The 12644-nt window shown below is 63.5% G+C and carries 11 protein-coding genes; 5 read left to right on the top strand and 6 right to left on the bottom strand.

What is annotated here, in order from left to right:
• Nucleotides 1-70 precede the first annotated feature (70 nt).
• Nucleotides 71-1453 carry a multicopper oxidase family protein gene (locus AC07SI_RS00915; protein ID WP_106805718.1) on the top strand — a complete coding sequence of 461 codons (1383 nt, stop codon included), beginning with the start codon at nt 71-73 and terminating at the stop codon, nt 1451-1453.
• On the top strand, nt 1453-1950 hold the full coding sequence (tadA, locus tag AC07SI_RS00910) for a tRNA adenosine(34) deaminase TadA (RefSeq protein WP_065906923.1): 498 nt from the start codon (nt 1453-1455) through the stop codon (nt 1948-1950). The genes AC07SI_RS00915 and tadA overlap by 1 nt, the downstream gene beginning before the upstream one ends.
• A 138-nt stretch (nt 1951-2088) precedes the next feature.
• Here the strand turns inward: tadA and cmoB are convergent, their stop codons facing one another.
• The 6 genes from cmoB to AC07SI_RS00880 all read right to left on the bottom strand — a co-directional run bounded on the left by cmoB (nt 2089) and on the right by AC07SI_RS00880 (nt 8679).
• Nucleotides 2089-3045: a tRNA 5-methoxyuridine(34)/uridine 5-oxyacetic acid(34) synthase CmoB gene (cmoB, locus tag AC07SI_RS00905; protein ID WP_120447701.1), complete on the bottom strand. Its 957-nt coding sequence runs from the start codon at nt 3043-3045 to the stop codon at nt 2089-2091.
• Nucleotides 3042-3785 carry a carboxy-S-adenosyl-L-methionine synthase CmoA gene (gene cmoA / locus AC07SI_RS00900; RefSeq protein WP_065906921.1) on the bottom strand — a complete coding sequence of 248 codons (744 nt, stop codon included), beginning with the start codon at nt 3783-3785 and terminating at the stop codon, nt 3042-3044. The genes cmoB and cmoA overlap by 4 nt, the downstream gene beginning before the upstream one ends.
• A gap of 36 nt (nt 3786-3821) precedes the next feature.
• Nucleotides 3822-4478: a lysoplasmalogenase gene (locus tag AC07SI_RS00895; RefSeq protein ID WP_495004924.1), complete on the bottom strand. Its 657-nt coding sequence runs from the start codon at nt 4476-4478 to the stop codon at nt 3822-3824.
• 1 nt (nt 4479) lies between these two features.
• The gene (locus tag AC07SI_RS00890; RefSeq protein ID WP_106805063.1) at nt 4480-4869 is read right to left on the bottom strand and encodes a protease inhibitor I42 family protein; all 390 of its coding nucleotides are present in this window, start codon (nt 4867-4869) and stop codon (nt 4480-4482) included.
• Nucleotides 4870-5130: 261 nt separating this feature from the next.
• On the bottom strand, nt 5131-7554 hold the full coding sequence (gene lon, locus AC07SI_RS00885) for an endopeptidase La (protein WP_065906917.1): 2424 nt from the start codon (nt 7552-7554) through the stop codon (nt 5131-5133).
• A gap of 135 nt (nt 7555-7689) precedes the next feature.
• Entirely contained in the window at nt 7690-8679 is a 990-nt protein-coding gene (locus tag AC07SI_RS00880) for a GntR family transcriptional regulator (RefSeq protein WP_065906913.1), read from the bottom strand.
• Nucleotides 8680-9015: 336 nt separating this feature from the next.
• Between AC07SI_RS00880 and AC07SI_RS00875 the strand changes: the two genes are divergently transcribed.
• From AC07SI_RS00875 to AC07SI_RS00865, 3 genes are all read left to right on the top strand, one after another.
• On the top strand, nt 9016-10347 hold the full coding sequence (locus AC07SI_RS00875) for an amidase (RefSeq protein WP_495004923.1): 1332 nt from the start codon (nt 9016-9018) through the stop codon (nt 10345-10347).
• A gap of 11 nt (nt 10348-10358) precedes the next feature.
• Nucleotides 10359-11237, top strand: coding sequence for a polysaccharide deacetylase family protein (locus AC07SI_RS00870; RefSeq protein ID WP_065906905.1), 879 nt, complete (start codon nt 10359-10361; stop codon nt 11235-11237).
• Nucleotides 11238-11298: 61 nt separating this feature from the next.
• Nucleotides 11299-12639 carry an MFS transporter gene (locus tag AC07SI_RS00865; protein WP_065906903.1) on the top strand — a complete coding sequence of 447 codons (1341 nt, stop codon included), beginning with the start codon at nt 11299-11301 and terminating at the stop codon, nt 12637-12639.
• Nucleotides 12640-12644: the final 5 nt, after the last annotated feature.

The raw sequence follows: 12644 nt of genomic DNA, 5'->3' as shown, positions 1-12644 counted from the left end.
TTAGCCGATGCAGGTGTATCGTATCTGCCTTTTGCGGGCCTCTGGCCTGCGGCAGATTCGTGAGGTTGTTGTGTCCCGATCCTTTTCCCGTCGACAAATCCTGGGTGGTCTTGCAGGCCTGGCCGTTGTGGGCGTCGGTGCCGGTGGCGCCTATCGCTACTGGCTGGGGAAAGTCGCCGAGGCCGAGGCGGGGCACGATTACGAACTGATCGCCGCGCCGCTTGACGTGGAGTTGGTGCCAGGACACAAGACCGAAGCCTGGGCGTTCGGCCCGTCGGCGCCGGGCACCGAGTTGCGCGTGCGCCAGGGTGAATGGCTGCGGGTGCGCTTTATCAACCACCTGCCGGTCGCCACCACCATTCACTGGCACGGCATCCGCCTGCCGCTGGAAATGGACGGCGTGCCCTACGTCTCGCAACTGCCGGTACTGCCCGGTGAATACTTCGACTACAAATTCCGCGTACCCGACGCCGGCAGCTACTGGTATCACCCCCACGTCAACAGCAGCGAAGAACTCGGCCGTGGCCTGGTCGGTCCGCTGATCATCGAAGAGCGCGAGCCCACCGGTTTCAAACACGAACGCACCCTCAGCCTGAAAAGCTGGCACGTGGACGAAGAGGGTGCCTTTGTTGCCTTCAGCATCCCGCGTGAAGCGGCGCGTGGCGGGACCGCCGGGCGCCTGTCGACGATCAATGGCGTGTCCCAGGCGGTGATCGATTTGCCGGCCGGGCAGATCACCCGCGTGCGCCTGCTCAACCTCGACAACACCCTGACGTATCGGCTCAATATTCCCGAGGTTGAAGCGCAGATCTATGCGCTGGACGGCAACCCGGTCGAACCGCGGCCGTTGGGCAAGGAATACTGGCTGGGCCCGGGCATGCGCATCTGCCTGGCGATCAAGGCGCCAGCGGCGGGTGAAGAGCTGTCGATCCGCAATGGCCCGGTGCGCCTCGGCACCTTCCGTTCCGTCGCCAACAACGACGCTCCCACCGAGTGGCCGCCCGCTTTGCCAGCCAACCCGATTGCCGAGCCGGACCTGGCCAACGCCGAGAAACTCAACTTCAATTTCGAATGGGTCGGCTCGGTTTCCGTCGACGTCGACAACGGTAAGCCGCCGAGCCTGTGGCAGATCAACGGCAAGGCCTGGGACATCACCGACAAGACCTGCGCCGACCGCCCGATTGCCAAGCTGGAAAAGGGCAAGAGCTACATTTTCGAATTGAAGAACATGACCCAGTACCAGCACCCGATCCACCTGCATGGCATGAGCTTCAAGGTGATCGCCTCGAACCGCCACAAGGTGATCCCGTACTTCACCGACACTTACCTGTTGGGCAAGAACGAGCGCGCGCGCGTGGCGTTGGTGGCGGATAACCCGGGGGTGTGGATGTTCCACTGCCACGTGATCGACCATATGGAAACCGGCCTGATGGCCGCCATCGAGGTGGCGTGATGCGCCAGTTTCGTCCCACGGCGATCATCGACCGCAGCCGCGACCAGGACTTCATGCGCGAGGCCCTGGCCCTGGCCGCCCAAGGCGCTGCGCTGGGCGAGGTGCCTGTGGGCGCAGTGCTGGTGCAGGACGGCGAAATCATCGGTCGCGGCTTCAACTGCCCGATCAGTGGCAACGACCCCAGTGCCCATGCCGAAATGGTCGCGATCCGCGCCGCCGCGCAAGCGATCAGCAACTATCGCCTGGTCGGCAGCACGCTGTATGTGACCCTCGAACCGTGCAGCATGTGCGCCGGCCTGATCGTGCATTCGCGGGTGGCGCGGGTGGTGTACGGCGCGCTGGAACCCAAGGCCGGGATCGTGCAAAGCCAGGGGCAGTTCTTTACCCAGGGTTTTCTCAATCACCGCGTGCTGTTTGAAGGCGGGGTGCTGGCTGAGGAGTGTGGGACTGTCTTGAGCGAATTCTTCAAGGCGCGCCGCGCAAAACCATCGGTTTAAACAACACTGAAAACCAATGTGGGAGCGGGCTTGCTCGCGAAAGCGATGGGTCAGCCACCCTCTGCATAGCTGAACCAGTGCTTTCGCGAGCAAGCCCGCTCCCACCTTTTGATCTGCATTTATCCAGGGCGATTGGGTTTATTTCTTGGCGATAATGACGGCGCGCATCGGCGCCGGCAGCCCTTCGATCGTCTTGCTGTGATCCTGCGGATCAAGGAAGTCGCTCAGCGACTGATACTTCATCCACTCCGTCCCGCGTTGTTCCGCGACCGTCGTCACGCTCACGTCCACGCAACGCACCTCACTGAAGCCGGCGCGGCGCAGCCACAGCATCAGCGCCGGCACCGAGGGCAGGAACCATACGTTGCGCATCTGCGCGTAGCGGTCTTCCGGCACCAGCACTTGCTGCTGGTCGCCTTCGACCACCAAGGTTTCCAGCACCAGTTCGCCGCCCTTGACCAGGGTGTCCTTCAGCGCCAGCAAATGCTCGATCGGCGAGCGACGGTGGTAGAACACACCCATGGAAAACACGGTGTCAAAGCCTTCCAGGTTGGGCGGCAGGTCTTCGAACGGGAATGGCAGGTGCCAGGCATTCGGCGCGGACAAATAGCGCTGCACGGCCTGGAACTGACAGAAGAACAGCCAGTTGGGGTCCACGCCAATCACGCTGTCGGCGCCGGCGCCGAGCATGCGCCACATGTAGTAGCCGTTGCCGCAGCCGACGTCGAGGATGCGCTTGCCCTTGAGGTCCAGGTGCGGCGCCACGCGCGACCATTTCCAGTCCGAACGCCACTCGGTGTCCACATGCACGCCGAACAGGTGGAACGGCCCCTTGCGCCACGGGCTCAGGCCCATCAGCGCGGTGTGCATTTGCGCGCGAGTGGCAGCGTCGCAGTCGGTGTCCAGGGTCAGGCCGTTGAGCAAATCCACTTCGCTGGGCTGGATGGCAGGCAACGCATCCAACGCACTCTGCCAGCGCTCGAGGTCGCCATGACCTTTTTCCATCTTGCTATCGAGTTGCGCTTGCAGGCCCTGGGCCCACACGGCCAGGGGAGTGCCGACCAGATGGCGGGCGAGGGGAGACAGATCAATCATGGCAAGGCTATCAACGAGGCAAAGTTAAGACACTGGAACCACGGCACGACTTTCGAGAACCCGGCCGCCAGCAGGCGTTCGCGGTGTTCTTCGAGGCTGTCGGGCTTCATGACGTTTTCGATGGCGCTGCGCTTCTGGGCGATTTCCAGTTCGCTGTAGCCATTGGCGCGTTTGAACGCGATGTGCAGGTCGGTGAGCAGCGCGTGTTCTTCAAGGTCATTGAAGCGCAGCTTTTCCGACAGGATCAACGCACCGCCCGGCAACAGCGACTGGCGGATGCGGCCGAGCAGCGCCAGGCGCTCCTCGGGGGCGATAAATTGCAGGGTGAAGTTCAGCGCCACCACCGAGGCCGGTGCAAATTGCAGCGCGAGGATATCGCCCTCCACCACCTCGACCGGCAACAGCTCCTGGAACATCGAGTCCTGGCCATTCAGGTATTCGCGGCAGCGCTCGACCATGGCCGCCGAGTTATCCACAGCGATCACCCGACAACCGTCGGTGCGCACATGGCGGCGCAACGCTTGGGTGACCGCGCCAAGGGATGACCCCAGGTCATACAGCACGCTGTTGGGCTGGGCGAACTGCGCCGCGAGCACGCCGAGGTTCTCGACGATGGTCGGGTAACCCGGCACCGAGCGCTTGATCATGTCCGGGAACACCCGCACCACGTCCTCGTTAAAGGCGAAGTCCGGCACCTGGGGCAGGGGCTGGGCGAATAGGCGATCGGGTTCTTTGCTCACGGCTGTTCCGGCGACGATGGGGGAAAGGCCGGCATTTTAGCCAACTTGGCCCTCGGATGCGCGGGTTGTCTGATGGAAAGCCGAGGCCGTGATACCCCACTGGCCAAGCCAGTAAGTGACGATCAACAGATACGGTGCCGCCTCGAACGACAGCACAAACCGATTGATGCCGATCAGCGTGTCGGAAAACACAAACGACACTGCACCGGCCGCCGCCAGCAGCGCCGAGCGTTTCGGCACGTCACTGCCCAGCCGTGCCAACGCGCGCCAGAGCATGGCGCTGATCACCGTCGCGTACACCACCACCGGAATCAGCAGGTCACCCAGGCCGTGGGAAATCAGGATGCTCAGCAGGATCGCACCCACGCCCAGCGCCAATACCAATGGCAGCAGCGCCAAGCGGCGGCAATCGCTGAAGTAGGCTTTCAGATACGCCAGGTGCGCGAACAGGAACGCGCCGAGGCCGAAGATGAACAAGTCGCCCGGCCACGCCAGCAGCACATCGCCGACCAGCGAGAAAATCAGCCCCAGGCTGATCCAGCGTCGATAGTCGGTGGGCGGCGCGTCATGCAGCCAGCCCAGCAGCGCGAGTACCGGCAGCGGCTTGACCAACAGGCACAACAAGCTGGCGTGGGTGGTCAGGCCGTAGATAAAGGTGCCGGCGCCCATCAACGCAAGAATCAGCCATGGCATATCAGTTCACCGTAATGGCGCAGTCGAAGGTTTCGGCGGGTTCGGCTTCCGGCTCCCAGGGTTGCTGGGAGGTCAGGCGCAAACGTCCCTGGCCGGCCGCAAAGGCTTGGAAGCGCCAGGTGGACTGGCCGCCGCCACCAATCACGCCGGATTCCGAGCTGCTGTAGACCTCGGGGCTCAGCGCGCGCAATACGCCGCCGGCCGAATCCTGGATGGCCCAGCGGTAACCGGTGGTGGGATTGCTGGGCAGGGTCAGGATCAGATTCTGCCCGGACTTGAGCTGGAGCGGGCAGGCGCCCTGATCTTCCACGGTGACGTTTTGCTTGGGGGCACTGGCGCAGGCGGCCAGCAGGGCAAGGCTCAGGGGAAGCAGCAGGCGGGCAGCGGTCATGGAGGCTCCGTTGATTAGCGACGAAGGGCGAGCATAACCGAAGATGAGACAAGGTGTGACAAGAGGACCGCAGAGTGCGCTTGGTGGAGAGCAGCCCTGCCCTGCGTTGGGCTGTGGAGCAGACCCAGAACTGACGACCCCATTCTTTTGGAAAGAATGGGGTCTATTCAAGAGGGGCTGCTACGCAGCCCAACGCAGGGCAAGCCTGCTCACCACAGGGGGGGCACTCGGGCCACTCGGGGCACTCGGGCTAGTGAGCGATCAGAAGAGCACCTTCGCCACGTCGGCAAAGCGCTTGGCAAAGTGCACGGTCATGCCTTCCTTCAGGTAGTCCGGCAACTCCTCGAAGCTGCCACGGTTTGGCTCCGGCAGGATCAGCTCGTGAATCTTCTGGCGTCGCGCCGCAATCACCTTCTCGCGCACCCCGCCAATCGGCAGGACATGCCCGGTCAGCGTCAGCTCACCGGTCATCGCCACGCCTTTTTTCGGCGGCTGGTTGCGCGCCAGCGACAGCAACGCGCTGGCCATAGTCACCCCGGCACTCGGGCCGTCTTTGGGCGTGGCGCCTTCCGGCACGTGCAGGTGCACGAAGGCCTCGTCGAAGAACTTCGGATCACCGCCAAACGACTTCAGGTTGGAGCTGATGTAGCTGTAGGCGATTTCGGCAGACTCCTTCATCACCTCACCCAACTGCCCGGTGAGCTTGAAACCACGGTTGAGCGTGTGAATGCGCGTCGCCTCGATCGGCAGCGTGGCGCCGCCCATGCTGGTCCAGGCCAGGCCGGTGATTACCCCGGTGCCGGACAGCACTTGCTCGTTGCGGAACACGGGAATGCCCAGGGAGCTTTCCAGGTCCTTGTTGCCGATCTTGATCACCGAGTCGGGCTCATCCAGCAGCTTGACCACGGCTTTGCGCACCAGTTTGCCCAGCTGTTTCTCCAGCTGGCGCACACCGGCTTCCCGCGCGTAGCCGTCGATCAACGCGCGCAGGGCGCCGTCGCTGATGCTCAGGCTGTTTTTCGACACGCCGGCTTTTTCCAGCTGCTTGGGCCACAGGTGACGCTTGGCGATGGCGACTTTTTCTTCAGTGATATAGCCGGACAGGCGAATCACTTCCATCCGGTCCAGCAGCGGGCCGGGGATGGAATCCAGGGTGTTGGCGGTGCACACGAACAGCACCTTGGACAGGTCCAGGCGCAGGTCCAGGTAGTGGTCGAGGAATTCGACGTTCTGCTCAGGGTCGAGGGTCTCCAGCAATGCCGACGCCGGGTCGCCCTGGAAGCTCTGGCCCATCTTGTCGATCTCGTCGAGCATGATCACCGGGTTCATCACTTCCACATCTTTGAGCGCCTGCACCAGCTTGCCCGGCAGGGCGCCGATGTAGGTGCGGCGATGGCCCTTGATCTCGGCCTCGTCGCGCATGCCGCCGACGCTGAAACGGTAGAACGGCCGGCCCAGTGACTCGGCGATGGATTTGCCGACGCTGGTCTTGCCCACGCCCGGCGGGCCCACCAGCAGCACGATGGAACCGGCCACTTCGCCTTTATAAGCGCCCACCGCGAGGAACTCGAGGATGCGGCTCTTGATGTCGTCCAGCCCCGCATGGTGTTTATCCAGCACCTTGCGCGCGTGCTTGAGGTCGAGCTTGTCCTCGCCATACACCCCCCACGGCACCGAGGTGGCCCAGTCGAGGTAGTTGCGGGTGACCGCGTACTCCGGCGAGCCGGTTTCCAGGATCGACAGTTTGTTGAGTTCTTCATCAATGCGTTTTTTCGCCTGGGCCGGCAACACTTTGCCCTCCAGGCGTTGCTCGAACTGCTCGACGTCCGCGCTGCGGTCGTCCTTGGTCAAGCCCAGCTCCTGCTGGATGACCTTGAGCTGTTCCTTGAGGAAGAACTCGCGCTGGTGCTCGCCGATCTTGCGATTCACTTCGGCGGAGAGTTCTTTTTGCAGGCGCGCGACTTCGACTTCCTTGCGCAGCATCGGCAGGACTTTTTCCATGCGCTTGAGCATGGGGACGCAGTCCAGCACTTCCTGCAGCTCGTTGCCGGTGGCCGAGGTGAGGGCGGCAGCGAAGTCGGTCAGCGGCGACGGGTCGTTGGGGCTGAAGCGGTTGAGGTAGTTCTTCAGCTCTTCGCTGTACAGCGGGTTGAGCGGCAGCAGTTCCTTGATCGCATTGATCAGCGCCATGCCGTAGGCCTTGACCTCGTCGGTCGGCTCGCTGGGCTGGTGCGGGTATTCGACTTCCACCAGGTACGGTGGGCGGTGGTGCTTGAGCCAGGTGCGAATCCGCACGCGGGTCAGGCCCTGGGCGACGAATTGCAGTTTGCCGTTCTCGCGGCTGGCGTGGTGCACCTTCACCAGGGTGCCGTACAGCGGCAGGCTGGAGGTGTCGAAATGCCGGGGATCTTCGGGCGGCGTGTCCATGAAAAACAGGGCAAGCGAGTGGTGATCGGATTTGCTCACCAGCTCCAGGGTTTCCGCCCACGGTTCTTCATTGACGATCACCGGCAGCACTTGCGCCGGGAAGAACGGCCGATTGTGGATCGGAATGATGTAGACCTTGTCCGGCAGGTTTTGCCCAGGCAGGGCAAGGCCGGTGTTGGATGAAGCTGCGTGTTCAGCGTTTTCGGGATCGGCGTAATCGTTGAGGTCGATGTCCGGGAATTCTTGCTGGTCGCTCATGGGGCACCTGCATAAGGAAGTATGCAGGTTAGATGGGGCAGGGCAGTGGTGGTTTCAATGGCGGGCGTGAGATAGCAACATATTGCATGATATTTTCGAAACCCGTAGGCGCCAGCAAGCCGGCTCCTGCAGGGCTCAGCTGATTTTGTGGAGATAGGCGGGCAGTGGCTGTTCCGGCAGCACCGACAGCACTTTCAACCGCTGCAACATGCGCTGCCGGGCCCGTTGCAGGTGCTCGCGCAGGTTCAGCGCGGCCGCGTCGACGGCACCGTGCAGCAACAACTCCAGAATCAGGCGATGTTCGGCAAGCATGGCTGGATCGGCGCCGATCCCCAGCAAACGGTAGAAAATCCGGCTGATGATCATCGGGCTCTGGCCCTGGCGAATCAACGCGGCGATCTTGCGATTCTGCAGGCCCGCCAGGCAGCGCTGGTGCAAATCCTCTTCGATCTGTTCGATGGCTTCCAGGCTGCAATGGGGGCTGTCCTGGGCGTCCAGCACGCGTTGCAGCATGGCTTCGAGCAGCTCGCGGTCCAGGTTCGGTGCGCTCTGGCGCAGGGCTTCGGGCTCCAGGCAGGCACGCAGTTCGTAGTCTTCGGTGACTTCCCGCGCGGTCAGCGGCCCCGCCAGCCACTGCGAGTACGGCTCTTTTTCCACCAGGCCTCGATCGCGCAGGCGCATCAATGCTTCGCGCACCACCGCGCGGCTGACGCCGTAGTGGTCGGCGGCGGCCTGCTCGTCCAGGCGGTAGTGGCCGAAGGCGATGCAGGTGGACAGCGCCGCGCCGATCTCCTCGACGATCCGCTCGCCCAGCGGTCGGGTATCCACCAGCTCATCTTCGCCATTCAGGCCCAGGTGCGCATGGCTCAGCGGCAAGCGCAGCGGCTCCATGGCCAGGCCTTCGGGGTTGATCAGGTAGCCGCGGCCATTGAAGCGGCAAATCAGCCCTTCGGCGTGCAGCAGGTCCAGGGCCTTGCGCACCGGCACGCGGCTGGTGCCGAACAGTTCGGCCAGCGGTGCCTCCAGCAGGACCAGCCCGTGGCGCGCGGTGCCGTTGACGATCGCATCACGCAACAGCTGATGAATCATCGCGTAACGGGAGGCCGAGGCGGACACTGCTTTCATTGCTTTCTCAAGAGGATGTAGGACGGTGGCCGGGGATTCTCTCATAGATGCGCCTGTCACTCTGCGCCACATCGGTGGCACTTTTTTGGGGCCTGGACAGCGGGAATGTTACTTTTCTGCACCAAAATGTACTTATTCATAAAAGATACATTATTTCTTTTAAGCTCTGCGCTGGATGTGTTGCACGATTTTTTTTCCAGACCCAGTAGCATCTATCCCGTGGATCCTGACGTGAACATCTGATCTGCACGTTGGGCGCGTTCATACACTGGCACGAAACCTGCCTTTGTAAAATGTACATTTTATTAATATGTACGTTTTATGAGGGTCATCTTGATGTCAGACGCCACTTCAATGGCCGAGGATTTCGCCAGCGGTCGCAACGACCCGGTGCACGCCCTCGAGCAGGCACTCGACAAGGCCAGCCAGGCCCCGGCGGTATTTATCAGCCTGACCACCGAGCGCGCCCGCCGTGAAGCCGAAGCCGCCGCCGCGCGCTGGCGGGCCGGCCAGCCATTGAGTGGGTTGGATGGCGTGCCCGTGGCCTGGAAGGACCTCTATGACGTGGCCGGCAGCGTCACCACTGCCGGTGCCGCCTACCGGCGCAACGCGCCTGCCGCCTTGCTCGATGCGCCCAGCGTAGGGCTGCTGTGCCGCGCGGGGATGGTCAGCGTCGGCAAGACCAACCTCAGCGAGCTGGCCTATTCCGGGCTCGGTCTCAATCCGCACTTCGGCACCCCGCACAACCCGCACGGCACTGACCAGCCACGTATTCCGGGTGGCTCATCGTCCGGCTCGGCGGTGGCCGTCGCCGCCGACATTGTGCCCATCGCGATGGGCACCGACACCGCCGGTTCGATCCGCATCCCCTCGGCATTCAATGGCCTGGTGGGCTACCGCAGCAGCAGCCGACGCTACAGCCGCGACGGCGTGTTCCCCCTGGCTCACACCCTCGACAGCCTTGGCCCGCTGACCCGCAGCGTGCGCGATGCGCTGGCCATCGACGACCTGCTCCACGGCCGCCGGCAAACCCATGTCGCGCGAAGCCTCAAGGGCCAGCACTTTGTGCTGGAGCAAGGCGCCCTGGAAGGCATTGAACCCGCCGTGCACAACAACCTGCTGCGCGCGGTGGACCAACTCAAGGCCGCCGGTGCGCGGGTCGAGTTGCGCCCCTCGCCCACGTTCCAGGCCACGCTGGAGCTGATCAAGCACCAAGGCTGGCTCGGCGCCTTCGAAGCCTTCGCCCTGCACCAGGCGTTGCTCGACAGCGCCGATGCCGAGCAACTCGACCACCGCGTACGCCGCCGCCTCGAAGCCGCGCGCGCGTTGCCGGCCAGCCAACTGATCGCCCTCACCGATGCCCGCCGCCGCCTGCAACAGCAACTCATCGACGACCTCGACGGCGCCGTGCTGATCACCCCCACCGTTGCGCATGTCGCCCCGGCCCTGGCACCGCTGGAAGCCGACGACGCGCTGTTTGTCAGCACCAACCTCGCCACCCTGCGCCTGACCATGCCCGGCAGTTTGCTCGACATGCCCGGCGTGAGCCTGCCCAGCGGCCGCGACGCCCTGGGATTACCCACCGGCCTGCTGCTCAGCGCCCCCAGCGGCGAAGACGCACGCCTGCTGCGGGCCGCTTTGTCGGTCGAAACCGCCCTGACTTTTTAAGGAGACACACCATGGCTAAAGACATCCTCTGTGCATTTGGCGTCGACGTCGACGCCGTCGCCGGCTGGCTCGGTTCCTACGGCGGCGAAGACTCGCCCGATGACATCTCCCGCGGCCTGTTCGCCGGGGAAGTCGGCGCGCCGCGCCTGCTCAAACTGTTCGAACGCTACGGCCTGCGCACCACCTGGTTCATCCCCGGCCACTCGATGGAAACCTTCCCCGAGCAGATGAAGGCCGTGGCCGACGCCGGCCACGAAATCGGCGTGCACGGCTACAGCCACGAAAACCCGATCGCGATGACCGCCGAGCAGGAAGAAATCGTCCTCGACAAGTCCATCGAGCTGATCACCCAGGTCACCGGCAAGCGGCCCACCGGCTACGTCGCGCCGTGGTGGGAATTCAGCAAGGTGACCAACGAGCTGCTGTTGAAAAAAGGCATCAAGTACGACCACAGCCTGATGCACAACGACTTCCATCCCTACTACGTGCGCAAGGGCGACACCTGGACCAAGATCGACTACAGCCAGCACCCCGATACCTGGATGAAACCCCTGGTGCGCGGCGAAGAAACCGACCTGGTGGAGATCCCGGCCAACTGGTACCTCGATGACCTGCCGCCGATGATGTTCATCAAGAAAGCCCCGAACAGCCACGGCTTCGTCAACCCGCGTCACCTCGAGGAAATGTGGCGCGACCAGTTCGACTGGGTCTACCGCGAGCACGAACACGCGGTGTTCACCATGACCATCCACCCCGACGTGTCCGGCCGCCCGCAAGTGCTGTTGATGCTGGAGCGCCTGATCGAGCACATCCAGAGCCATGCTGGCGTGCGCTTCGTCACCTTCGACGAAATCGCCGACGACTTCATTCGCCGCCAACCCCGTACCTGAACCCCACCCTGCAGGAGCCGGCTTGCCGGCGCCTGCCGGTCAAATCCTTGAGGCGCGCCCCATGTCCATCTACAACAAGCTTGACCTGACTGGCTGGAAACCCCGGCAACTGACGTCCCAGGAAGTGCGCTTCGCCACCTGGATCGCGTTTTTCGCCTGGGTGTTTGCGGTGTATGACTTCATCCTGTTCGGCACGTTGCTGCCGGAGATCGGCCGGCACTTTGGCTGGGGTGAAGTGGAGCAAGCTGAAATCGCGACCTGGGTGGCGGTGGGCACGGCGGTGGTCGCGTTTGCCATTGGCCCGGTCGTGGATAAGTTGGGTCGGCGCAAAGGCATCATCTTCACCGTGGCCGGTTCGGCGCTTTGCTCGGCACTCACCGCGATTGGCGGGGCGTGGGGCAAGTCGCCGCTGATTCTGATCCGGTCGCTGGGCGGCCTCGGCTATGCCGAGGAAACCGTCAACGCGACCTACTTGAGCGAGCTGTATGGCGCCTCCGAAGACCCGCGCCTGACCAAGCGCCGCGGGTTCATCTATAGCCTGGTGCAGGGCGGCTGGCCGGTCGGTGCGTTGATCGCCGCCGGGTTGACCGCGCTGTTGCTGCCGGTCATTGGCTGGCAGGGCTGCTTCATCTTCGCCGCGATCCCGGCGATCGTGATCGCGATCATGGCGCGCAAGCTCAAGGAGAGCCCGCAGTTCCAGATCCACCAACGCATCAGCGAGCTGCGTAAAAGCGGCGCGGTGAAGGACGCGCAGAACGTCGCCGCGACCTACGGCGTGGACTACGACGAACACAGCAAGGCTGGCCTCAAGGCGGCCTTCCGTGGCCCGGCGCGCCGCGCCACGCTGGTGATCGGCGCCGCGCTGCTGCTCAACTGGGCGGCGATCCAGGTGTTCAGCGTGCTGGGGACTTCGGTGATCGTCAGCGTGCACCACATCTCGTTCGAGAACTCGCTGATCATCCTCGTACTGTCGAACCTGGTGGGTTACTGCGGCTACCTCAGCCACGGTTGGATGGGCGACAAGATCGGCCGCCGCAACGTGATCGGCCTGGGCTGGATGCTCGGCGGGCTGTCGTTCGCCGGCATGCTGTTTGGCCCGAGCAACATGGCGATGGTCGTCGGGCTGTACAGCCTGGGCCTGTTCTTCCTGATCGGGCCGTACTCGGCAGCGCTGTTCTTCATCAGCGAAAGTTTCCCCACCAGCATCCGCGCCACCGGTGGCGCGATCATCCATGCCATGGGCCCGATCGGCGCGGTGGTCGCAGGTTTTGGCGCGACCCAGGTGTTGTCCGCCGGCAGCGACTGGCAGACCGCCGCGCTGTGGTTCGGTGCACTGCCGTGCTTTTTGTCCGGTGCCCTGATGTTTGCCGCACGCCACGTGCGTCCGGAAACCGTTCAGTAAGGAGT

The organism is Pseudomonas sp. GW821-FHT05D12, assembly GCF_059419825.1.
The sequence above is the reverse complement of the archived record's forward strand: the minus strand, read 5'-3'. Positions and strand labels throughout refer to the sequence as shown.

Excerpts from the sequence above, each read along its gene's own strand:
- tadA (WP_065906923.1), top strand. The coding sequence starts at position 1,453 with ATGCGCCAGTTTCGTCCCACGGCGATCATCGACCGCAGCCGCGACCAG.
- cmoB (WP_120447701.1), bottom strand. The coding sequence starts at position 3,045 with ATGATTGATCTGTCTCCCCTCGCCCGCCATCTGGTCGGCACTCCCCTG.
- AC07SI_RS00895 (WP_495004924.1), bottom strand. The coding sequence starts at position 4,478 with ATGCCATGGCTGATTCTTGCGTTGATGGGCGCCGGCACCTTTATCTAC.
- AC07SI_RS00890 (WP_106805063.1), bottom strand. The coding sequence starts at position 4,869 with ATGACCGCTGCCCGCCTGCTGCTTCCCCTGAGCCTTGCCCTGCTGGCC.
- lon (WP_065906917.1), bottom strand. The coding sequence starts at position 7,554 with ATGAGCGACCAGCAAGAATTCCCGGACATCGACCTCAACGATTACGCC.
- AC07SI_RS00880 (WP_065906913.1), bottom strand. The coding sequence starts at position 8,679 with ATGAAAGCAGTGTCCGCCTCGGCCTCCCGTTACGCGATGATTCATCAG.
- AC07SI_RS00875 (WP_495004923.1), top strand. The coding sequence starts at position 9,016 with ATGTCAGACGCCACTTCAATGGCCGAGGATTTCGCCAGCGGTCGCAAC.
- AC07SI_RS00870 (WP_065906905.1), top strand. The coding sequence starts at position 10,359 with ATGGCTAAAGACATCCTCTGTGCATTTGGCGTCGACGTCGACGCCGTC.
- AC07SI_RS00865 (WP_065906903.1), top strand. The coding sequence starts at position 11,299 with ATGTCCATCTACAACAAGCTTGACCTGACTGGCTGGAAACCCCGGCAA.